The organism is Frigoribacterium sp. Leaf415, from assembly GCF_001424645.1.
Classification (GTDB): Bacteria; Actinomycetota; Actinomycetes; order Actinomycetales; family Microbacteriaceae; genus Frigoribacterium.
The window spans coordinates 1736410-1757702 of sequence record NZ_LMQR01000001.1 but is presented as its reverse complement, the minus strand read 5'-3'; the positions used below and the strand labels follow the sequence as shown (position 1 = coordinate 1757702).

21 protein-coding genes are annotated in these 21293 nt (G+C 72.0%); 11 read left to right on the top strand and 10 right to left on the bottom strand.

What is annotated here, in order from left to right; translation table 11 throughout:
• The first annotated feature begins 69 nt into the window (after nt 1-69).
• A complete protein-coding gene (locus ASG28_RS08090) occupies nt 70-525 on the top strand; it encodes an SRPBCC family protein (protein WP_055973922.1) in 456 nt (151 codons plus the stop codon).
• A gap of 93 nt (nt 526-618) precedes the next feature.
• Here ASG28_RS08090 and ASG28_RS08085 read toward each other — a convergent pair whose 3' ends face one another.
• Nucleotides 619-2301 carry a long-chain-fatty-acid--CoA ligase gene (locus ASG28_RS08085; RefSeq protein WP_055973920.1) on the bottom strand — a complete coding sequence of 561 codons (1683 nt, stop codon included), beginning with the start codon at nt 2299-2301 and terminating at the stop codon, nt 619-621.
• 123 nt (nt 2302-2424) lie between these two features.
• Here ASG28_RS08085 and ASG28_RS08080 point away from each other — a divergent pair, with 123 nt between their 5' ends.
• Nucleotides 2425-3243, top strand: a complete 819-nt coding sequence (locus ASG28_RS08080; RefSeq protein ID WP_200925268.1) for an SDR family oxidoreductase — start codon at nt 2425-2427, stop codon at nt 3241-3243.
• A 100-nt stretch (nt 3244-3343) separates the two neighbouring features.
• Here ASG28_RS08080 and ASG28_RS08075 read toward each other — a convergent pair whose 3' ends face one another.
• The 5 genes from ASG28_RS08075 to ASG28_RS08055 all read right to left on the bottom strand — a co-directional run bounded on the left by ASG28_RS08075 (nt 3344) and on the right by ASG28_RS08055 (nt 7100).
• Nucleotides 3344-4405 (bottom strand): hypothetical protein, encoded by a 1062-nt coding sequence (locus tag ASG28_RS08075; protein ID WP_055973913.1) that lies wholly within the window; start codon nt 4403-4405, stop codon nt 3344-3346.
• The gene (locus ASG28_RS08070) at nt 4402-5109 is read right to left on the bottom strand and encodes an ATP-binding cassette domain-containing protein (RefSeq protein WP_157485675.1); all 708 of its coding nucleotides are present in this window, start codon (nt 5107-5109) and stop codon (nt 4402-4404) included. Before ASG28_RS08070 ends, ASG28_RS08075 begins: the two co-directional genes overlap by 4 nt.
• Nucleotides 5078-6118, bottom strand: coding sequence for a peptidoglycan-binding domain-containing protein (locus ASG28_RS08065; RefSeq protein ID WP_055973910.1), 1041 nt, complete (start codon nt 6116-6118; stop codon nt 5078-5080). Before ASG28_RS08065 ends, ASG28_RS08070 begins: the two co-directional genes overlap by 32 nt.
• Complete coding sequence (locus ASG28_RS08060; protein ID WP_055973906.1) at nt 6115-6738, bottom strand: hypothetical protein; 624 nt, start codon at nt 6736-6738, stop codon at nt 6115-6117. Before ASG28_RS08060 ends, ASG28_RS08065 begins: the two co-directional genes overlap by 4 nt.
• A 74-nt stretch (nt 6739-6812) precedes the next feature.
• Nucleotides 6813-7100, bottom strand: coding sequence for a hypothetical protein (locus ASG28_RS08055; RefSeq protein WP_055973903.1), 288 nt, complete (start codon nt 7098-7100; stop codon nt 6813-6815).
• A gap of 151 nt (nt 7101-7251) precedes the next feature.
• Between ASG28_RS08055 and ASG28_RS08050 the strand changes: the two genes are divergently transcribed.
• Both ASG28_RS08050 and lepB read left to right on the top strand, forming a co-directional pair.
• A complete protein-coding gene (locus ASG28_RS08050) occupies nt 7252-8169 on the top strand; it encodes an oxygenase MpaB family protein (RefSeq protein WP_055973901.1) in 918 nt (305 codons plus the stop codon).
• Between the two features lie 86 nt (nt 8170-8255).
• The gene (gene lepB, locus ASG28_RS08045; RefSeq protein WP_235477683.1) at nt 8256-8897 is read left to right on the top strand and encodes a signal peptidase I; all 642 of its coding nucleotides are present in this window, start codon (nt 8256-8258) and stop codon (nt 8895-8897) included.
• Nucleotides 8898-8975: 78 nt separating this feature from the next.
• Here lepB and ASG28_RS08040 read toward each other — a convergent pair whose 3' ends face one another.
• Nucleotides 8976-10670: a long-chain-fatty-acid--CoA ligase gene (locus ASG28_RS08040; RefSeq protein ID WP_055973899.1), complete on the bottom strand. Its 1695-nt coding sequence runs from the start codon at nt 10668-10670 to the stop codon at nt 8976-8978.
• Nucleotides 10671-10776: 106 nt separating this feature from the next.
• Nucleotides 10777-11334, bottom strand: coding sequence for a TIGR03086 family metal-binding protein (locus tag ASG28_RS08035; protein WP_043594186.1), 558 nt, complete (start codon nt 11332-11334; stop codon nt 10777-10779).
• Nucleotides 11335-11479: 145 nt separating this feature from the next.
• On the opposite strand from ASG28_RS08035, the gene ASG28_RS08030 reads away from it, so the two are divergent.
• Together ASG28_RS08030 and yidC are read left to right on the top strand one after the other, a co-directional pair.
• Entirely contained in the window at nt 11480-11776 is a 297-nt protein-coding gene (locus ASG28_RS08030) for a DUF6412 domain-containing protein (protein ID WP_055973896.1), read from the top strand.
• A gap of 94 nt (nt 11777-11870) precedes the next feature.
• Nucleotides 11871-12614 carry a membrane protein insertase YidC gene (gene yidC, locus ASG28_RS08025; RefSeq protein WP_055973893.1) on the top strand — a complete coding sequence of 248 codons (744 nt, stop codon included), beginning with the start codon at nt 11871-11873 and terminating at the stop codon, nt 12612-12614.
• A gap of 54 nt (nt 12615-12668) precedes the next feature.
• Here yidC and ASG28_RS08020 read toward each other — a convergent pair whose 3' ends face one another.
• Nucleotides 12669-13220 carry a YceI family protein gene (locus ASG28_RS08020; RefSeq protein WP_054144994.1) on the bottom strand — a complete coding sequence of 184 codons (552 nt, stop codon included), beginning with the start codon at nt 13218-13220 and terminating at the stop codon, nt 12669-12671.
• Between the two features lie 162 nt (nt 13221-13382).
• On the bottom strand, nt 13383-14387 hold the full coding sequence (locus ASG28_RS08015) for an aldo/keto reductase family protein (RefSeq protein ID WP_055973890.1): 1005 nt from the start codon (nt 14385-14387) through the stop codon (nt 13383-13385).
• A 183-nt stretch (nt 14388-14570) separates the two neighbouring features.
• Between ASG28_RS08015 and ASG28_RS08010 the strand changes: the two genes are divergently transcribed.
• The 5 genes from ASG28_RS08010 to ASG28_RS07990 all read left to right on the top strand — a co-directional run bounded on the left by ASG28_RS08010 (nt 14571) and on the right by ASG28_RS07990 (nt 21184).
• A complete protein-coding gene (locus ASG28_RS08010; protein WP_055973887.1) occupies nt 14571-16013 on the top strand; it encodes a glycosyltransferase in 1443 nt (480 codons plus the stop codon).
• Between the two features lie 85 nt (nt 16014-16098).
• Nucleotides 16099-16710: a GtrA family protein gene (locus ASG28_RS08005; RefSeq protein WP_082454506.1), complete on the top strand. Its 612-nt coding sequence runs from the start codon at nt 16099-16101 to the stop codon at nt 16708-16710.
• A 15-nt stretch (nt 16711-16725) separates the two neighbouring features.
• Nucleotides 16726-18216, top strand: a complete 1491-nt coding sequence (locus tag ASG28_RS08000) for a glycosyltransferase (RefSeq protein WP_235477682.1) — start codon at nt 16726-16728, stop codon at nt 18214-18216.
• A complete protein-coding gene (locus ASG28_RS07995; RefSeq protein ID WP_055973885.1) occupies nt 18213-20219 on the top strand; it encodes a hypothetical protein in 2007 nt (668 codons plus the stop codon). Before ASG28_RS08000 ends, ASG28_RS07995 begins: the two co-directional genes overlap by 4 nt.
• A gap of 98 nt (nt 20220-20317) precedes the next feature.
• Nucleotides 20318-21184: a DUF4397 domain-containing protein gene (locus ASG28_RS07990; protein ID WP_055973881.1), complete on the top strand. Its 867-nt coding sequence runs from the start codon at nt 20318-20320 to the stop codon at nt 21182-21184.
• The last annotated feature ends 109 nt before the right edge of the window (nt 21185-21293 follow it).

Sequence of the window (21293 nt, the reverse complement as noted above, 5' to 3'; positions counted from 1 at the left end):
TGTGATCCACGGCCGACGGGGCGCGTCAACGGGGTGCGCGGCTCGCGGGGATCATGCCAGGATCGACGGATGAGCACCACGCACCGCTTCATCGAGGCCTCGCCCCACGACGTCTTCGACGTGCTGAGCGACGGATGGCTCTTCCCGAGCTGGGTCGTCGGCTCGGCGCGCATCCGCGAGGTCGACCTGACCTGGCCGAGCGTCGAGGCCACCATCCACCACTCGTTCGGCGTCTGGCCGCTGGTCATCGACGACGTGACGACGATCCTCGAGTGGGACCCTCCGGTCCGCGCCGTGTTCCACGCCAAGGGCTGGCCGATGGGCGAGGCCCGGGTCGAGATCGACGTCCGCAACCGCATGGGCGGCTGCTTCGTCACGATGACCGAGTACGCCGTCGCCGGCCCCGGCCGCCTGGTGCCGAAACCCCTCATGGACCCTCCGCTGCACTGGCGCAACAAAGAGGCGCTGCAGCGTCTCGCCTGGCTGGCCGAAGGACGCGTCACGGACCGCGTCTCGCCCAGCTGAACCGCGCCTCCTGGACCGACCGACCGACCGCGTCGCAGGCGGGCGACCCGCGCCTCCTGACCGTCGTCCGGACGAGGAGGCGAGGGTGCGGTCTCAGCGCTCGGCGAGCGAGTCGCGCACCTTGCGCCGCAGGACCTTGCCGATCAGCGACCGGGGCAGGTCGTCCACGACGACGATGCGTCGCGGCACCTTGTAGGGCGTGAGGTGCTTGCGGGCGAACGAGCGCAGGGCCGCGACGTCGACGTGGGCACCCGGCTTGGTGACGATGGCGGCGGCCACCTGCTCGCCGCCGGGGGTCGGCAGGCCGACGACGGCCGCCTCGGCGACGCCCTCGAACCGGGTCAGCACCTCTTCGACCTCGGACGGCGAGACGTTGAACCCGCCCGTGATGATCAGCTCTTTGATGCGGTCGACGATGCGGACGAAGCCGTCGTCGTCGATGGTGACGATGTCGCCGGTGCGGAACCAGTCGCCGTCGACGAAGACCTCGCCCGATTCTTTCGGCTTGCGGTAGTACCCGCTGAACACCTGCGGGCCGCGGACGATCAGCTCGCCGCGTTCGCCGGCCGGCACGTCGACCGTGGGGTTCTCGGGGTCGACGACCCGCACCTCGGTGCCCGGCAGGGGCAGACCGACCGTGCCCGCGCGACGCGTCGGCCCGACCGGGTTGGCCATGAGCACGGGCGAGCACTCGGACAGCCCGTAGCCCTCGACCAGCCAGCCGCCGGACTCGGCCTCCCACGGCTCGACGACGTCGGCCGAGAGGGGCATCGCGCCCGAGATCGCGACGTCGACGCCCTTCAGCGAGACGCCCGCGTCGAGCGCGGCCTTCTGCAGGCGCGCGTAGATCGGCGGTACGGCGGGCAGGAAGGTCGGCGGGTGCTTCTTCATCACCTTGAGCACGAGTGCCGGGTCGAAGGCGGGGAAGAGCACGAGGCGGGCACCCATGCTCATGGCGAAGGTGAGGCAGAGCGTGAGGCCGTAGGCGTGGAACATCGGCAGCACGGCGTAGACGACGCAGGTGCCGCGCTCGATCGTCGGCACCCAGGCCTGGGCCTGCGCGGCGTTGGACAGCAGGTTGTGGTGCGTCAGCTGGGCGCCCTTGGGCGTGCCGGTGGTGCCGCTCGTGTACTGGATGACCGCGAGGTCGTCGGTGACCGGTCGCGGGTGCTTCGCCTTGATGCGCGCCGAGCCGACGACCTTCTCCCACGGGGTGGTGCCCGACACGGTCGTCGTCAGCCGCTCGCGGGACTCGCGGGCCTTCTTGATCGGCAGGGCCAGGGCGGCCCGCGTGGCGAACGGCATCGCCCGGGTGACGTCGACCGAGACGAGGTGCTCGACGGCGACGTCGTCGGGGAAGGCCTGGATCGTGTCGACCACCTTGTTCCAGGCGATGGCGACCTTGGCGCCGTGGTCCTCGAACTGGTGACGCAGCTCACGCGGCGTGTAGAGCGGGTTGTGCTCGACGACGATCGCCCCGAGGCGCAGCACCGCGTAGAACGCGACGACGTGCTGCGGACCGTTCGGCAGCACGATCGCGACCGTGTCGCCGTGCCCGACGCCGAGCCTGCGCAGCCCCTCGGCCGCCCGCGAGATCTGGTCGACGAGCTCGGAGTAGGTGGTCGTCGCCCCGAAGAACTCGAGCGCCACCGCCCTCGGATACCGCGCGGCGGAGGCCTCGACCAGGTCGAGCAGCGAGCCGTCGACCGGTTCGAGGTCGTGCGGCACGCCGGGTGCGTAGGAGTCGAGCCAGGGACGAGCGCTGTCGGTGGTCACCGGGCCACTCTATCGACCGCCGGGCGTACCCCGTCGGCTCGGTGCCGCCTGGCAACCTGACCGCGGACGAGGAGGCGCGGCGCACCATGGTCCTCGACATCACGGAGAGAGGAACGACACATCGTGAGCAAGGTCTGGTTCATCACCGGTGCATCCAAGGGCTTCGGCCGCGAGTGGGCCGAGGCGGCCCTCGAACGCGGCGACAAGGTCGCGGGCACCGCACGGAAGATCGACGACGTCACGCCCTTGGTGGACGCGTACGGCGACTCCTTCCTGCCCATCCAGCTCGACGTGAACGACCGTGCGGCAGACGTCGCCGCGGTCCGGCAGGCCGCCGAGCACTTCGGCCGCCTGGACGTCGTCGTGAACAACGCCGGTTTCGGCCACTTCGGCATGATCGAGGAGATCACCGAGGACGAGGCCCGCGCCCAGCTCGAGACGAACCTGTTCGGTGCCCTCTGGGTGTCGCAGGCCGCGCTGCCGATCATGCGCGAGCAGGGCTCGGGCCACATCGTCCAGGTGTCGAGCATCGGCGGCATCAGTGCCTTCCCGACGGTCGGCATCTACCACGCGTCGAAGTGGGGCCTCGAGGGCTTCAGCCAGTCGCTGGCCCAGGAGGTCGCGGGCTTCGGCATCAAGGTGACCCTCGTCGAGCCCGGCGGCTTCTCGACCGACTGGTCCGGCCCGTCCGCCTCGCGCAGCGACGAGCTCGAGGCCTACGCCGAGGTGCGCGAGGCCGCGTCGAAGCGTCCCTCGGCCGCCGATCCCGGTGACCCCAAGGCCACCCGCTCGGCGATCCTCAAGGTCGTCGACGCGGACGAGCCGCCGCTGCGCATCTTCTTCGGCAAGGCACCGCTCGAGATCGCCACGAAGGACTACGAGTCGCGTCTGAAGACGTGGAACGACTGGCAGCCCGTCTCGATCGAGGCGCACGGGAACTGACACCCGCCCCGTCACGCACACCGCGCCTCCTGCCTCCTCCCCGGGACGCAGGAGGCGCGGCGTGCGTCCGCGGGGACGCCGCCGCGAGCCGTCTCGCGGCTCACCGGTCCTTGAACCACCGGACGAGATCGCGGCGGCGGATCGTGGCCGTGGTCAGGGCGGCGGCGAGGACCGCCCCGGCGGCGGCGGCCAGTGGTGCCGCCGTGAGCAGGTGCGCGGGGGAGTCGACGAGGGAGTCCGCATCGAACAGCAGGGTGAGTGCCGTGACTCCCGAGGCGACGACGGCCCCGCAGACGGCCCAGGCCGCGGTCTCGACGACCACCACGGCGAGTTGCGCCGTCCGGCTCTGACCGGCCTGACGGGCCCCGCTGAGTTCGAGCCGTCGACGCCGGACGGACACGACGCCGAGCACGGCGGCCGTCACCGCGGCGACGGCGGGGGCCCAGCGGGTGAGGCGCTCGCCGACGGCGTCGGTGTCGAAGGTCGACCCGAGCGATGCGTTGAGCTGGCCGAGTGACAGGGGTGCCGTCGGACCGGCCGACGACGATGTCGTGGACCTCAGGAGGTCGTCGGTGCTGTCGCCCTGCGGCCAGGCACGGGCCCAGCACTCGTCGAACGGGCGTGATGTGTCGCCGGGCAGCAGCACGGCGGACGAGAGGCGGCTGTCGCGCCCGTCGTCCGGGTGCACGAAGACCCCCGCGACGGGCAGCGGGCCCTGCGGTGTGCCGAGCTCGTCACCTGCGGCGGCTCCGAGGCGCTCGGCGAGCGTGGGGGAGAGCCAGGCGCCGGCGCGCCCGTCGGAGTCGGCGATCAGGGCCGCCAGACCGGGGGTGACCTCGAAGGTCGACAGCGTGGCTCCGGGCAGGGCGGTGAGCGCGAGGCCGGGGCCCGGGCGCAGGGCCCCGGCGGCGAGGACGTCGCCCTGCCCGGCGAGTGCGTCGCAGGCGGCGCCGTCGATGCCGCCTTCCCGAGCGGCGGTGCGGGTCGCGGCGCCCGAGGCGACGTAGGCGGAGGCGTCGCGGGTCAGGGACGCCACGGTGCCGACGTCCGCGGCGCCGGCGATGCCGGTGGTGGCGGCGAGCAGCAGGGCGAAGGTCGCGAAGCGGGTGGTGCCGGAGCGGATGTCGCGGCCGGCCTCGCTCAGCACGCTCGAGAGTCTCACGGGGTCGTCTCGACGGTGCGCGGTGCCGACCCTGCCTCGGCGTCGAGCCCGGTGGCACGGTCGGTCGGGCCGAGGTCGATCACCCGGGTGCAGGCGTCGCGGGTCTGCGGGTCGTGGGTGGCGACGACGACCGTCGCACCGTCGTCGGCCGCGGCCCGCAGGCGGTCGTTGACCGTCGCGGCGGACCGTCGGTCGAGCTGCGCGGTGGGCTCGTCGACGAGCAGCAGGTCGGGTCGGGTGGCGACGGCCCGGGCGAGCATGAGCCGTTGCGCTTCGCCGCCGGAGAGCTGGGCGAACGGCCGGTCGGCGAGTGGCAGGAGCCCGAAGCGGTCGAGGGTGTGGCGGGCGACGGGCTCGGCGTCGCGACGTCGCGAGCCGTCGGCCAGCAAGGGGAAGACGACGTGGTCGAGGGTGCTGCGGCCGGGGACGCCCCAAGGGTTCTGGAACACCCAGCCGGTGCGGGCGACGCCGGTCAGGTCGACGCTGCCGGCCACGGGGGCCAGTGTGCCGGCCAGCACCGAGAGCAGCGACGACTTGCCGCAGCCCGAAGGGCCGCAGACGGCGACGACCTCGCCGGGGGCGAGGCGGAAGCTGAGGTCGCGGAAGAGCTCGGGCCCCCGTCCGTGTCGGACGGCGATCCGGTCCGCCGTGACCGACGGCCGTGGAGTCCCGTCACCCGCAGGAGGCGCGGCGGTCGTCGACACGGAGGCTCACCTCCGTCGGTGGCTCGGTGCCCTCGGGCAGCCGGACGAGCGAGGCGCCGAGGGTCGAGCCCACGATGTCGACCGGGACGGTGCTGCTCGGCAGGGCGAGGCATCCCGTCCCGGGAGTGTCGCCCGTTCTGACGGAGGCGGCGGGGACCTGGAGGACCGGGATCGGCTCGCGCAGCACGAGGGTGGCGGGGATGGCGTCGTCCGCTGTGGCGACGAGGTCGTCGAAACCCTCGGCACCCGCGAGGGCGGCGAGGAAGGTGGGGTCGGTGCTGCCGGACTCGTCGGTCATCGGTCCCGTGGCGCCGAGCACGGAGAGGTCCCTCGCCCCGGGAGCGAGGTCGGTCGGCATCGACGAGAGCCGGACGGCGCTGACCGTCGCGGGTGCGGACGCGAGTTCGTCGCCGGGCCGGACGACGGAGCCGAGGTCGGCGCAGCGGGTGACCGGTGTCGTGACGCGGGGGAGGCGGACGACCTGGTCGAGAGGGAGGACGAGCGGCGCGTCAGGACGGGTGATGCCCGCTCCCTTCAGCAGTGCCGCCACGGCGCGGGCGGTGCCGGCGCCGAGACGGCCGTCGCTGCCGACGGGGTGTCCGAGCCTCGTCAGTTCGTCTTGGAGGGCGCGGACGTCGGCGCCGCGGTCGCCGAGCTGCAGGTCGCGGTAGAGCGGCACGCTCGTGTGCAGGCCGAGCAGCGGCCGTTCGTCGACGTGGGCCACGACCGTGCCCGAGTCGAGGCTGCCGCCCGGTGTGCAGGGGCGTCGGGTGAGGACCCCGCCGACGGGGCTCGTCACGCCGACGGGGTCGCCGCTGACGAACGAGACCTGCACCTTGCGACCGTCGTCGAACGAGCTGGGTGTCGCCGGCGCCGTGTCGCCGGGCATCGCCGTGGCGAGCACCGACGGCGGTTCGACCGGTGCCAGCCCGACCGCGAGGCAGGCCCCCGCCGCGACGAGCGCGACCCCGCACACCGCCGCGACGGCGACGGAACGGGGCCGTGTCACGATCCGACCTGGATGCCGAAACCGGCGTTCTCGAAGCATTCTTGAGCTTCGGGTGAGTTCACGTCGAAGGGGAAGGGGGAGTCCGCGAGTTTCTCGAGGTCGGATCGAAAGGTGTCTTCGTCGTAGGAGTCGGGTGTGAGACCTCGGTCGGCGAGACACCTCACGACCTGTGTCTCCGGGTCGGCCAAGAGCTCGGGATTGCCGTTCTGAGTGGCGAAGAGGCTCTCGATGGGGGCGATCTGTTCGGCACACCCTTCCGCATCGTCGCTGAACGCGTCGAGCTCGTCTTGCGAATCAGGAAACGGGCCTGTCTCGGCGAGGGTCCCGTTCTTGCGCCGCTCGTAGTCCAGTTCGTGGCCGAGGTCCGACATGCAGCGGTCATACATCGCGTGGGCGGCGTCGTAATCGCCCTGAGTGATCGACCCGGACTCGATCGCCCGTTCGAGGACATCGACGACGAAGGGGTCGGATTCGTGCTCGAGTTGTCGTTCGAAGAGCTCGGTGAGGCTTCCGGCGACCTTCTCGCCATCGGTGTCCGCCAGGGGGGCGGGTTCCGCCGTGCAGGCTGACGTCGTGAGGAGGAGGCCGATGAGGACGAGGGAGGGGGCGAGGCTGCGCAATGTCGACTACCGATCCGTGAGGGGTGGCGAGGGAGGTGAGGATGCGGCGAGCCTCATCGGCTCGCCGCATCGGCTCAGCGGAAGAGTGCTTGCGCCGAGCCGTACTGCGACCCGCAGCTGGCGTAGGCGAGGGTGCTCCTCTGGCTCCAGGCGGAAACGGACGAGGCGCAGCCGTGGTAGGCGCGGGACTGGCCCCAGGTGCCGCCGCTCGTCTGGGTCGTCGCCTGTGAGTACGTCTTCGCGGTCGTGAGGCGGTACGTTCCGGCGGCCTGGGCCGGGACGCTCATGGCGACGGCACCGCCGAAGGCGAGCGCGGTGGCGAGGACGACGGTGCCGAGAGAGCGGCGTCGCGTGATCTGCATGGAATCTCCTTTGACTCGATCGTCGCCCGGCTGGACGACACAACCGATACGTCTCGTTTTTAATAACCATGTCAAGTGTCGGAATGACAAAGGACTCGACGCCACGAGAAGGCGTCGGGATCACCCAGCTACCGCGGCGCATGATCGAGGCATGCCCGCTCTGACCGAACCGCTCCGCGCCCGTCTGCAGTACACCTTCAACGGGCAGTACACGGGCACGCCCGAGTGGGTCACCGACCTCGAGAAGGGCGACGACGAGGGGTTCTTCCTGCCGGGCTCGGCGGTGTGGGCCGTGCACGGCGCCATGTCGACCATCCCGGCCGGCGTGCGGGCCCTGCTCGTCCAGGCGCTGCACCCGGGGGCGCTCGCCGGCGTGCACGACCACTCGCGCTTCCGCGAGGACCCGCTGGGCCGCCTGGCCGGCACCATCCGCTGGATCTACACCGTCTCGTACGGCAGCCGCGAGGCCGCCACCCACGCGTCGAACTGGGTGTCACGCCTGCACACGAAGGTCGTCGGCACGTACGACGACCGGAACGGCGTGAGCCACGACTACGCCGCCAACGACCCGGAGCTGCTCAGCTGGGTGCACATGGCCTTCGCCGACTCGTTCCTCGCCGCCTACCTCGAGTGGGGCCGCGAGCCGATCCCGGGTGGGCCCGACGCCTACGTCCGCGAGTGGGCGACGGCCGGCGAGCTGATGGGCGTGCCGAACCCGCCGCGCAGCGTCGCCGAGATGCAGCAACAGCTCATGGACTTCGACCGTCGAGGCGTGCTCGAACGCACGGCCCGCACCGACGACGTCGTGAAGTTCATCAAGCGTCCGCCCCTCTTCCCCGCGCTCAAGGTCGGCTACCCCGTCCTCTTCAACGGCGCGGTCGGCACGCTGCAGCCGCGCTTCCGCGAGCTGCTCGGGCTGCGCGCGCCGCACGTCGGGCCGATCGACCTGCCGACCCGGGCGCCGGCCCAGGCCATGCTCGCCGGTGTCGGGGGAGTCCTCGGCAAGCGACCCGTCGCCGAGGAACACGCCCTCGCACGGCTCGACCGCATCGGGTGGACGGCCGCCTGACGCGTGGCCCGGTGCCGCCCGGTCGCGACCGCGCGGCCCCCTGACCGGGGAGGGCGGGACCGGGCGGCCGCTGGCAGGATGAGCCGGTGACCGACACCAGCCCTCTCGCCGACGCGACAGACGAGGGTGAAGCGACCCGCGCCTCCTCGGCTCGTCGGGGCTCCACGGGACGGTGGCTGCTCGAGCTGTTGGCCATCGTGCTGGTCGGGCTGTTGCTGTCGTGGGGCGTCCGCACCTTCCTCGTGCGCAGCTTCTCGATCCCGTCGGGGTCGATGGAGCAGACGCTCATGATCGGCGACCGGATCATCGTCAACGAGCTCGCCCCCGGCGTGATGCCGCTCCACCGGGGCGACATCGTCGTCTTCGAGGACCCGGGCGGGTGGCTCGGCTACGGCGACGACGCCGGGCAGGACCTCGTCAAGCGCGTCATCGGACTGCCGGGCGACCACGTCAGCTGCTGCGACGCGGACGGTCACGTGCTCGTGAACGGCCGGCCCCTCGACGAGCCGTACCTCACGCTCGCCGACGGCGGGCCCCGGGCCTCGGCCATCGACTTCGACGTGACCGTGCCCGAGGGGGCGCTCTGGGTGCTCGGCGACAACCGCGACCGCTCGGCGGACTCGCGCGCCCACCAGGCCGGGCCCTACGCGGGCTTCGTGCCCGTCGACGACGTGATCGGGCGGGCCTTCGTGATCAGCTGGCCGATCGACCGGTGGCAGCGGCTCTGACCCCGCCGACCGGGCCTGCCGACGGGGCCCGCCGACCGGACCCGCCGACGGGCCCGCCGGCAAGACCCGCCCCGGGGCTCAGCCCGCGGCGATGAGCCGGTCGCGCACCTCGCGCCGCAGCACCTTGCCGATCAGCGACTTCGGCAACTCGTCGAGCTGCACGACCCGACGCGGCACCTTGTAGGCCGCGAGTTGGCCGCGTGAGGCGTCGCGGATGGCCTCGGCGTCGAACGAGGCGCCCGGCTCGAGCACGACGGCCGCGACGACGTCCTCGCCGCCGCCCGACCGGGGCAGGCCGACCACGGCAACCTCGGCCACGCCGGGGGCGTTCCGCACGGCCTCCTCGACCTCCGAGGGGGCGACGTTGAAGCCGCCCGTGACGATGAGCTCTTTGATGCGGTCGACGATCGTGACGTAGCCGTCGGCACTCATGGTGACGATGTCGCCGGTGCGGAACCAGCCGCCCTCGAGGAAGGCCTCGGCGGTCTCGTCGGGGCGGTTCCAGTAACCGCGGAAGACCTGCGGCCCTCGAAGCAGCAGTTCTCCCGCGGCCCCGGCGACGACCGGACGGCTCGGGTCGGGGTCGTTGCGATCGACGACCATCGCCTCGGTGGAGGGGAACGGCACGCCGACGGTGCCGACGCGGCGGGTCGGGCCGATCGGGTTGCCCAGGGCGACCGGCGAGGTCTCGGTCAGCCCGAATCCCTCGACGAGCATGCCGCCCGTGACGCCCTCCCAGGCCTGGACGACCGCGGTCGGCAGGTTCATCGCGCCCGAGATCGCGAAGCGGGCCGACGACAGGTCGACGCCGCGCTCACGGGCCGCGTCGGCCAGGCGCTGGTAGATCGGCGGCACGGCCGGCAGGAAGGTCGGCGGGTGCTTCTTCGCGGCCTTGAGCACGAGGTCGACGTCGAACTTCGGGAACAGCACGAGGCGTGCCCCGATGCTCATCGCGAAGGTGAGGCAGAGCGTCAGGCCGTAGGCGTGGAAGAACGGCAGCACGCCGTAGACCGTCTCGTCGCCGTCGACCAGGCCGGGCACCCAAGCCCGACCCTGCGCGGCGTTGCTGCGGAGGTTGCGATGCGTCAGGATCGCGCCCTTCGGTGACCCCGTGGTGCCGCTGGTGTACTGCAGCAGGGCGATGTCGTCGACGTCGGGGCGCGGGTGCTTCTTGCGCAACGGACGGTTCGCCAGCAGGCCCTGCCAGGTGACGTCGCCCTCGACTCCGTCGGTCAGGGCCGCGCGGCTCTTCTTCGCCGCGGGCACCGGCAGCTTGAGGGCGAGGCGCGTGCCGAGCGGCATGCCCTTCGTCACGTCGACCGAGACGACGGTCGAGAAGCCGATGTCGGCGGGCAGCGAGCGCAGCCGGTCGACCAGCTTGTCCCACGCGATGGCGATCGTGGCGCCGTGGTCCTCGAAGAGGTGCCGCAACTCGCGGTCGGTGTAGAGCGGGTTGTGCTCCACCACGACGGCACCGAGGCGCAGCACGGCGTAGAACGCCACCACGTGCTGAGGGCTGTTCGGCAGGATCAAGGCGACCCGGTCGCCTCGACCCACGCCGAGCCTCCTGAGGCCCTCGGCCGCGCGCGCGACCTGGTCGCCCAGGTCGCGGTAGCTGGTCTCACGGCCGAAGAACTCGAGGGCCGGCTTCTGCCGGTACGTCGACACGGCGTCGTCGATGAGGTCGACGAGGCTGCCCGTCACGGGCTCGATGTCGTCGGGGACGTCGGGGGCGTAGCTGTGCAGCCACGGGCGATCGATCGGGGCGGTCATGCCACCACCTTGGCAGGGTCGGGTGATGAACCCCCGGGAGGCGCGGGTCGCGTCGCCGAGGACGCCCCCGGTCGGGCCCGAGACGGGACGGTGGGCCCGCGCCGCCTCAGCGGGCGTCGCGCCCGGTGAGGGCGAGCAGGCGGATGCGCAGCGGGGCGTCGTCGTCGACCGGGACGGGCGAGGCGAACAGGCCCGAGGCCTCGAGCGCGTCCTTCTGCGGTGCGAACACGCCCCACACGGCCTCGACCAGCGCGTCGTCGAGTTCTTCGTCGGTGCCCACGGCGCGGGCGAGGTCCCAGGTGTGGATCGTGACGTCGGCGACCTGCTCGGCGAGGTACTCGTGCACGGGCACGACGTCGGCGCTCAGCCGCACCTCGGCATGGGGGTCGGCCTCGCTCCAGGCGGCGGTGGCCGCACTCGACCACCGGTGCCACGCCTCGACGAGGTCGTCGCCGAGCGGCTCGATGGAGTTCTCGGCCTCGGCGGGATCGCCGCCCTCGAGCAGCAGCGGCACCCACTGCTGCTCGCGCGTCACGTGCCGCACGAGGTCGCGCACCTTCCACTCGGTGTCGGGCGTCGGGGCGTCCCAGTCGGCCACGGCCTCGACGCGGCGGGCGAACTCGTCGTGGGCGGTCTTCTGCAGGGTGATCCAGTCGACGGTCATCGGGAGTCCTCTCGGGGTGGGGCGGTGGCTCTCGGCGTCAACCGCGGACGTCGCCAGGTTGTTCCTGAGGCTAGTGCGCTCGCCGTGTCCGTTCGGCGGTCTCCAGACCCTGTCGTGGCAGGGAGGCGCGAGGTAGGTTGGGCGCATGACCCTCGGCCTCTCGATGCTGGCGCCCCTCGCGGCGTTCGTCGAGGCCGTGCTCTCGTCCGGCGGGGCGCCGCTGTCCGCGGTCGTGCTCGTCGGCCTGCTCGGCGCCACCACCGCGGTGATCGCGCTCGGCGTCGCCCGTGTCGTGCTCACGCTCTGCGGGCTGGCCGGGGCGGTGCCCGAGGTGACGCTCCGCGAAGAAGCCGGCACGCGCCTCCTCGTCTGGCGACGAGACCCCGACGCGCGCGGGCACGTGCGGTCCCGGGCTCCCGGGCGGGCCGTCCCGGCCGCCTGAGCGCACCCGCGCCCGCGTCGATCCGACGCCCCCGTCGATCCGACGCCCCCGGCGGCCAGAAGACACCCACCGTCTCTCTGACCGAGGAGTCCGCATGGACCTGTCCACCTTTCCCCCGATCGCCGTCGTCCTCGGCGGTCTGCAGTCGCTCGTCACCACCCTCGGCGTGCTCGTCGAACCCGTGGCCGGGGCGTCGGCCGCCGCCGTCGGCGTCGTGTTGCTCACCCTGCTCGTCCGCCTCGTGCTCGTGCCGGTGGGCGTCTCGCAGGTGCGCGCCGAGATCGCCCGCCGTCGACTCGCCCCGGCGATCGCCGACCTCACCCGCCGGATCACCGACCCCGAGGCCCGGAGCAAGGCGCTCATGGCGCTCTACGCCTCCGAGAAGGTGTCGCCGCTGGCCGGCTGCCTGCCGACGCTCGCGCAGGCCCCCGTGCTCACGGCCGTCTACTCGCTGTTCGCGCACTCCGGGATCGCCGGTCACGCCAACACCCTTCTGACGCACACCCTCGGCGGAGCCGCCCTCGGAGCCAACCTGTTCGTCACGCTCGGGACGGGGCTCGCGGCGGTCTGGCCGTACCTGGTGCTGCTCGTGCTGCTCGCGATCGTCGTCGAGCTGAGCCGGCGCGCCACCCTGCGGTTCACCGGACCGGCGACCGTCGCGACGGCGGGGCCCGGGCAGGAGGCGCTCCCCGGCATGGCGGGCGTGCTGCGGTGGTTGCCGTTCGTCAGCGTGCTGTTCGCGGCGTTCGCGCCGCTCGCCGCCGCGCTCTACCTCGTGACGAGCGCGGCTTGGACGCTGGGGGAGCGGGCGGTGCTGCGGCGCGTCCTCTCGAGGTGACGCGGAAGGGCCCGCCCTCGCCGTGCGAGAGCGGGCCCTTCGGGGTGCTGCTGCCTACGCGGCGAGCGTGAACTGGATCTCGAGCGTGACGGTGACGTCGTTGCCGAGCGTGAAGCCGCCGGCCTCGAGGGCGGCGTTCCAGGTGACACCGAACTCGGTGCGGTCGATCTTGGTCGTGGCCGAGAAGCCGAGCTTGGTCTGGCCGTAGCCGTCGACGACGAGGCCGCCGAACTCGCTCTTCAGGGTGACGGGCTTGGTGACGCCGCGCAGGGTCAGGTCGCCGTGCACGAGGAACGCGTCGTCGCCCTTCTCCTCGATGCTGGTCGACACGAAGGTCATCTTGGGGTGCTCTTCGGCGAGGAAGAAGTCGCCGGTCTGCAGGTGACCGTCGCGGTCCTTCTGGTTGGTGTTGACCGAGGCCACGTCGATCGAGGCGGTGACCTTCGAGGCGGTGTGGTCCTCGGCCGTGACGAGCGAGGCGTCGAAGGACTCGAACGAGCCCTTGACCTTGCTGATGGCCAGGTGGCGGACGCTGAACGAGACCTCGCTGTGCGTGGGGTCGAGGTTCCAGGTGCCGGCGGGGATCTTCTCTGCGGTGATGGTCATGGTGTTCTCCTGAATCTTTGAGGTCGAGGTCGAGGTCGATGACGTGTCATCGAAGCTGGTACGAGTATATGCAAGCGCATCCAGCCGGACAACATTCCCGGGGTGTCCGGAAGATGTCGAGGGGGTGTCGGCCGGTCGGTCCGAGGTCGGGCCGGCCGCGGGTCACGCGGGGCGACGCTCGGGCGACACCGTCTTGCCGGGGTCCTTCTCGGCGAGGTCGCCGAGCGCCTCGTCGATGCGGGACATGACGTCGGCCGGCAGCACCACACCCGCCGCCTTGACGTTGTCGGCCACCTGCTCGGGGCGCGAGGCCCCGATGATGGCGGACGCCACGTTGTCGTTCTGCAGCACCCACGCGATGGCCAGCTGGGCCATCGAGAGGCCGAGGTCGGCGGCGATCGGCTCGAGCTTCGCGACGCCGGTGAGCACCTCGTCCGTGAGGAAGCGCTTGATCGTGTCCGCGCCTCCCTTGTCGTCGGTGGCGCGGCTGCCCGCGGGCAGCTCGGCGCCCGGCTTGTACTTGCCGGTCAGGACGCCCTGGGCGACGGGCGACCAGACGATCTGGCCGAGGCCGTGCTGCTTGCTCGCCGGCACGACGTCGGACTCGATGACGCGCCAGAGCATCGAGTACTGCGGCTGGTTCGAGATCAGCTGCACACCGTGCTTCACCGCGAGCTCGTGGCCGGCGCGGATCTGCTCGGCCGTCCACTCGCTGACGCCGATGTAGAGCGCCTTGCCGGCACGGACCACGTCCGCGAAGGCCTGCATGGTCTCTTCGAGCGGGGTCTCGTGGTCGTAGCGGTGTGCCTGGTAGAGGTCGACGTAGTCCGTGCCGAGGCGGCGGAGCGACCCGTCGATCGACTCGAGCACGTGCTTGCGGCTGAGGCCGACGTCGTTGTGCCCGCGGGGGCCGGTGGGCCAGTAGACCTTCGTGAAGATCTCGAGGCTCTCGCGACGCTCGCCCTTCAGGGCGTCGCCGAGGACCTGTTCGGCCGCCGTGTTCGCGTAGGCGTCGGCGGTGTCGAAGGTCGAGATGCCGGCGTCGAGGGCCGCGCGGACGCACTGCGTCGCCACGTCGTTCTCGACCTGGGACGCGTGCGTCAGCCAGTTGCCGTAGGTGATCTCCGAGATCTTGAGTCCGCTGTCGCCGAGGTGTCTGAATTCCATGACCCCACGCTACGCGTCGCGACGGACGGGGCGAAGGGGTGTGCGGTCGACTCGGAAGGCGTACAGTGACGATTCATCAGATCATGTCCCCCACCTGGGGGACACGATCCGTCGGACGTCGCGGTCCCACCCGGGGGCGGGCGTCCGAAGCTCCTGCTGACCCGACCCGACTGGAGCACCACCGTGACCTCCGCCCCGCCCCTCGCGGCGCCCGGCCCCGTCCTCACGCCGACGCTGCCCGCGACGCCCACGCCGTTCGCGCCGAACCGTGGCGGCCTGCCCACCGGTCCGGTGGAGAACGCCTCGGCCGCCCTGCCGTGGGCCGACTGGTCGAGCCTGCAGTGGGCCGGTTTCCTGCTGCTCGCCGTGCTCGTCGCCCTGATCCTGCTGGTCTCGATCCGTCGCGTCGTGCTCAGGCTCCACCTCGTCCGCGAGCAGGAGGAACTGGGCCACCGCGACCTCGACGGCCCGGTGCTGCCCCCGGCTCACGTCTTCACCGCGCTGGTGCCGGCGCGTGGTCCGGCCGGCCTGGCCGTCACCCTCGACCTGCTGGCGAGGCAGCAGCACCCCGACGTGCGCGTCCTCGTCGCCGTGGACCCGGTCGACACCCTGACGCTCGACGTCGCGACCTCCGCCGTGCGGCGTCACCCCGGTCGCGTCCAGATCGTCCAGGCGGGGCCGCTCGCCGGGCGTCCGCCCGCGGTCGCCGCGTCGCTCGTCGACGCGCTCGCCGAGGTCGGCGACGGCGTGGTCGGCGTCTTCTCGGCGGGTGACCGGCCGCACCCGCGGCTCTTCGCCCTCGTCGATTCGGTCCTCTCCCGAACGGACGCCGACGCCGTCCAGCACGCGAGTCGGCCGGCACTCGAGGCGGCTCCCTGGTGGGCGCCCCGATCGGCCCTCGACCGGTGGTGGTGGTTCCGGTCGGTGGTCCGCTCCCACGGCCGGGCCGGCTTCGTGCCGCTGTCGGACGGCACGCTCTTCGTCCGCCACTCCTGGCTCGCCTGGTCGGGAGGCTGGGATGCGACCCGTGTCGCGGCGGGCCTGGACCTCGGAGTCCGCATGACGGTGGCCGGGGCCCGCGTCGTGATGGCGACCTCGGCCGAGACGACCACGGTCGAGCGCTCGCCGAACGGGCTCCGAGACCTGGCGCGTGCCCGGGTGACCTGGGTCCGCGGCTGCCTGCAGGTGCTCGGCCAGGGCGACTGGCGTCGACTCCGTCCGAGGGCGCGCCGTCGTGCCCTCGGTGTGCTCACCGAGCCGCTGCTGGACGCCGGCGTGACGATCGTGACGGCCTCGGCGCTCGTGTCGACGGTCCTGGTCGGCGCGCCCGCCCTCGTGATCGCGCTGGCGGCGGTACCGGTGCTGCCCTGGCTGCTCTCGCAACTCCTGGACGTCGGGGGCACGACGGAGGCGGCCGCGGAACAGGGGCGGCGGGCGACGGGGCGGGAGCGCCTCCTGGTGGTCGTGGGCTCGGTGCCCGACCGGTTGGTCACCCTCGTCGCCGTCGTGGCGGCGGTCGGGGCGGAGCTCGCCATCGCGCGGCCGAGAGTCGTGGGCCCGTCTGCATCGAGCGATCCGATCCGCGGCGGACGACCCGTCGGGGTCGACGAACCCGCCACCGGATGAACGGCAGATGTCGGCTCTCTGGCAGTTGGCCCTGATGTGCGTACCCCGACCAAACCGATTCCGTGATGCCCCCCGAACCGGTGTCATGCCCGAACCCGAGTACCCCGTTCAGGCGGCACGTCCCGACCGTGTCGCCTCGACGAACCCGACACCACCCCTGCGCCTCGTCGCCCGGGTGAGAGAACTCGCGACCTTCGGCGCCGTGGGCGGAATCGCCTTCGTCGTCGACGTCGGCGTGTACAACCTGCTCCGTTCCACCGTCCTCGACGACAAGCCGATCGGCGCCAAGGTCATCTCGGTCATCGTCGCGACGGCCGTCGCCTGGCTCGGCAACCGCTACCTCACCTTCCGTGAGGGCCGCAACCAGGCCGTCGTCCGCGAGGCCGTCACCTTCGGCCTCGTCAACGTGGGCGGCCTGCTCATCGCCTCGGCCTGCCTGTTCGTCTCGCACTACCTGCTGGGCTTCACCAGCCAGCTCGCCGACAACGTGGCGGCCAACGGCGTCGGCCTCGTGCTCGGGACGGCCTTCCGGTACTTGGCCTACCGCCACCTCGTCTTCCGCGGCTCGCCTGCGGTCACCACCCCGGCCGACACCCCCGACGCGTCGGCCGCGCTCGCCACCGTCATCGGCCCCGGGCCGACCGACGACCCCACCCGACAGAACACCACGCAGACCCACCTGCACCCGACTCACTGACTGGAGAGTGATCCTGTGTCGACTGACCCGACCCAGATCCCGACATCACATCTCGCAGCAGGCGAACCCGCGCCGCTGCTCACCCCGCAAGCCCCCGCCGACCCGTCGCAGTTCGTCCCGAACCGTGGCTCGACCGGTGCCGCCGAGTCGACGATCGGCTTCCAGTTGCCCGACTGGTCGCCCCTCGAATGGATCGGCTACTCGTCCCTGATCGTCGTGACGATCCTGCTGACCGCCGTCGCCGTGTCGACCCTCTGGTGGATGCTGCACGCCTGGCGGTCGAAGGACAACCTCGACGACAGCCAGTTCAGCGAGAACCCGCTCGACGCCGCCCACTCGTTCACCCTGCTCGTCCCCGGCCGGCACGAGGAGGAGGTCATGGGCCAGACCCTCGACCGTCTCGCCCAGCAGGACCACCCCGACTTCGAGATCATCGCCATCGTGGGCCACGACGACCCCGGCACCGAGCGGGTCGCCCGTGAGGCGGCCGCTCGTCACCCCGAACTGATCCGCGTGGTCGTCGACTCGAGCGTGCCGAAGAACAAGCCCAAGGCGCTGAACCTGGCCCTCCAGTCGTCGCGCGGCGAGATCGTCGGCGTGTTCGACGCCGAGGACGAGGTGCACCCCCGCCTCCTGACGCTCGTCGACTCGCGGTTCACCGAGACCGACGCCGACGTGGTGCAGGGCGGCGTCCAGCTGATGAACTTCCAGAGCAGCTGGTGGAGCCTCCGCAACGTGCTCGAGTACTACTTCTGGTTCCGATCGCGCCTTCACTTCCACGCCAAGGAGAAGTTCATCCCGCTCGGCGGCAACACCGTCTTCGTGCGCAAGGACTGGCTCGACTGGTCCGAGGGCTGGGACGCCGAGTGCCTCGCCGAGGACTGCGAGCTCGGCGTCCGCCTCTCGAGCGCCGGCGCCAAGGTCGTCGTGGCCTACAGCCCCGAGGTCGTCACCCGTGAGGAGACCCCCGGCACCTTCGTCTCGCTGCTGAAGCAGCGCACCCGCTGGAACCAGGGCTTCATGCAGGTCTACGGCAAGGGCGAGTGGAAGAAGCTGCCCCGTCTGCGCCAGCGCCTCATGGCCCGCTACCTGCTGACCATGCCGTTCATCCAGGCCGCCACCGGTCTGCTGATCCCCGTCTCGATCATCCTGATCCTGACCACGAAGGTGCCGACCGCCATCGCCCTCGTCTCGTTCGTGCCCCTGGCGCCGACGCTCGTGCTGCTGGCCGTCGAGTTCACCGGCCTGCGCGAGTTCGGGCGGGTCTACGGCCAGAAGGTCCGGGCCCGGGACTACTTCCGTCTCGTCTGGGGCCTGCTGCCCTACCAGATCTTCCTCGCGCTCGCCGCGGTCCGGGCGGTCTTCCGCCAGCTGAAGGGCCTCAACGCGTGGGAGAAGACCGAGCACACCGGCGCGCACCGCGACGAGGTCGCGACGACACCCGAGGAGGCGCCCCGCGCCTCCCAGCAGGAGCCCGCCATGGCCATGACCGGAGGTGACCGATGACCAGCACGCTGAACCGCCCCCGCGCGGCCGACACCACCGTGTCGAACGGCTCGGGCACCCCCGTGGTCCCCACCAGGGACTCGCGCGGCGCGCGGCCGGCTTCGTGGTTGCGCCGGCACGGCGCGAGCCTCGCGTGGCTGCTGCCCGTCCTCGCGGTCGCCGCCGTCGTCATGGCGTTCAACATGGACGGCTCGCCGCAGCGCATCGACGACGAGGGAACCTACGCCGCCCAGGCCTGGGCGATCCAGAACCTCGGCGAGATCACCCACTACACCTACTGGTACGACCACCCGCCCGTCGGCTGGCTGCAGATCTCGGCCTACACGGCCCTGACCGGTGCCTTCTCGCGGTACGACGTCGCCGTGCTCGCGGCTCGCGAGGCGATGCTCTTCTTCACGGTCGTCTCGGTCGCGCTCGTCTGGCTGCTCGGCCGCAAGCTCGGTCTCGGTCGTCCCGCGGCGGCCGTCGCCGGTCTCGTGTTCGCCGTGTCGCCGCTGGCCCTGCAGTTCCACCGCACGGTCTACCTCGACAACGTCGCCACCCCGTGGTTGCTCGCGGCCTTCGTCTTCGCCCTGAGCAAGCGCTACCAGCTCGCCGGCTTCGCCGCCGCGTCGCTGTCGTTCGGCATCGCCGTGCTCTCGAAGGAGACCTACCTGCTCGCGCTGCCCTTCCTGGCGTGGATGATGTGGCGCGGGGCCGACAAGTCGACCCGTCGCTACACGTTGTCGATCGCGGGCAGCCTGCTCGTGCTCGTCGGCCTCGGCTACGTCGCGCTCGCCGCGGTGAAGGGCGAACTGCTGCCCGGCGCCGGCCGGGTGAGCCTGCTCGAGGGCATCCAGTTCCAACTCGCCACCCGCGAAGCCAGCGGCTCGGTCTTCGACACCGGCAGCCTGTTCTTCGCGACCGTGTCGCAGTGGTGGCAGCTCGACCAGGTGCTCATCGTGCTGGGCACGCTCGCCTCGGTGGTCGCGGTCTTCGTCAGGAAGCTGCGTCCGCTCGGCGTGATGATGGTCTTCCTGATCGCGTTCATGTTCCGTCCCGGCGGCTACCTGCCGGTGCCCTACGTGATCATGCTGCTGCCGTTCGCGGCGCTGCTCGTCGCGGCCGTCACCGACCACGCCGTGAAGGCGTTCCGTGCCCGTCGTGCCGGCGCGCTCTCGACCGCGGCCACCCGCACCGGCTCGGTCGCCTGGCTCGCCCTGACCCTCGCGGCCGTCGTCGCGATCGTCCCCCTCTGGGCCGTGCAGTTGCGCGGCTTCCTGGACAGCGACCTCGACGCGCCCATGCGCAACGCCGAGAGCTGGGTCGAGACGAACGTGCCGAAGGACAGCCGCCTGCTGGTGGACGACGCCGTGTGGGTCGACCTGGTCAAGGCCGGCTTCGCCCGCGACAACGTGATCTGGTTCTACAAGATCGACACCGACGGCGCCGTCCAGGCGCAGTCGCCGAACGGCTGGCGCGACTCGGACTACCTGTTCGAGACCGAGTCGGTCCGCACGTCGGGGCCCACGTCGCCCGAGATCCGCGAGGCCCTCGCGAACTCGACCGTCATCGCCTCGTTCGGCGACGGCGACCAGCAGGTCAACGTCCGGCAGATCGACAGCCAGGGCGCCGCTCAGGCGCAGACCGAGGCGGACGACGCCGCGTCGGCCCGCGCGCAGGCCGGTGCCGAACTCGCCCAGAACCCGAACCTGCAGATCTCGTCGACCCTGTCGACGGCGCTCTCGGACGGTCGGATCGACCCGCGCGCGATCATCGTGCTGGGCCAGCTCGCCGCCCAGGGGCCGATCTCGGTCGCCGATCCCGAGGCCCTGCCGGGCGAGCAGGACGCCCTGTTCCGGCAGATCGACATCACCCCGCAGGGCGGCCAGTCCGTCGACGAGCTGCAGGCGACGCTCGAGGGACTGGGCAGCGTCTACGTCCCCGAGTCCGTCGTCCCCTCGGGTGACGGACTGCGCGTCACCTTCTCGGCCGTCGCCCCGACCGGCGTCCTCTCGAACTGATCGCCACGCCGGTGCCCGTCCTCGGGCGGGCACCGGCACCTCCTCACCGCGTCCCACCCGTCCCGGGTGGGGCACCCGACCGGAAAGGACCAGCCTCCGTGGCTTCCCTCTCACGCACCACCGGCGCCTCCGCCGCCCTCACCGCCGTCCCGACCCGGCGCCGCCGTCTCGCCACGGTGCTCGCCCTCACCGCCGCCACCGGGGTCGCCCTCGCCGGCGCCCTCGTGGGGACGTCGCCCGCCCATGCCGCCGACGGCGACGGCTGGGTGCGCGTCGGCCACCTCTCGCCCGACACGAAGGCCGTCGACGTCACCCTGACCTCGCTCAAGGGCGGCCAGGTCGTCATGGACCTCGACGACGTCACCTACGGTCAGGTCAGCCCCTACCAGGCGTTGGCCGCCGGCACCTACGTGGTCGCGATGACCGCAGCCGATGCTCCCGCCAGCGCGAAGCCCGTCATCACGGCCAACGTGACGGTGGCGAGCGACCAGCCGATCACGGCCGTCGCGTACGGCCCGAACGACGACCTCAAGACGCAGGTCTTCAAGGACGACCTGACGCCGCCCGCCGACGGCCAGGCCAAGGTCCGTCTCGTGCAGGCCGCGAACGTGAGCAAGACCGTCACCGTCGCGACCAGCACGGGCACCACCATCGCCGAGAAGGCGCCCTTCGGCAGCGCGAGCGGCTACGCCCAGGTCGCGGCCGGCCCGTGGACCCTCGACCTCACGGGTCAGAAGGTCACCGGCACGAGCGACGTCGACCTCACGGCCGGCAGCACCAACACCCTGTTCGTGCTCGACAACTCGACCGGCGGCCTGACCGTCGTGCCCGTGGTCGACAGCGCGGCCACCGCCCAGGCTCCCGTCGGCGGCGTCCAGACGGGTGGCGGCTACCTCGCCGAGCACCCGCAGAAGAGCGAGGCCAAGGGCCTCTGGGCCACCGTGCTCGGCTGGTTCGGGGTCTGACGACCCGCAGGACCCCGCACGACGAGCACGGCCCGGCAGGACGAGGAGGCGCGGTGAGCGACACACCGCACCGCGCCTCCTCGGCTCCCCGCCCCACCGCACGACCGAC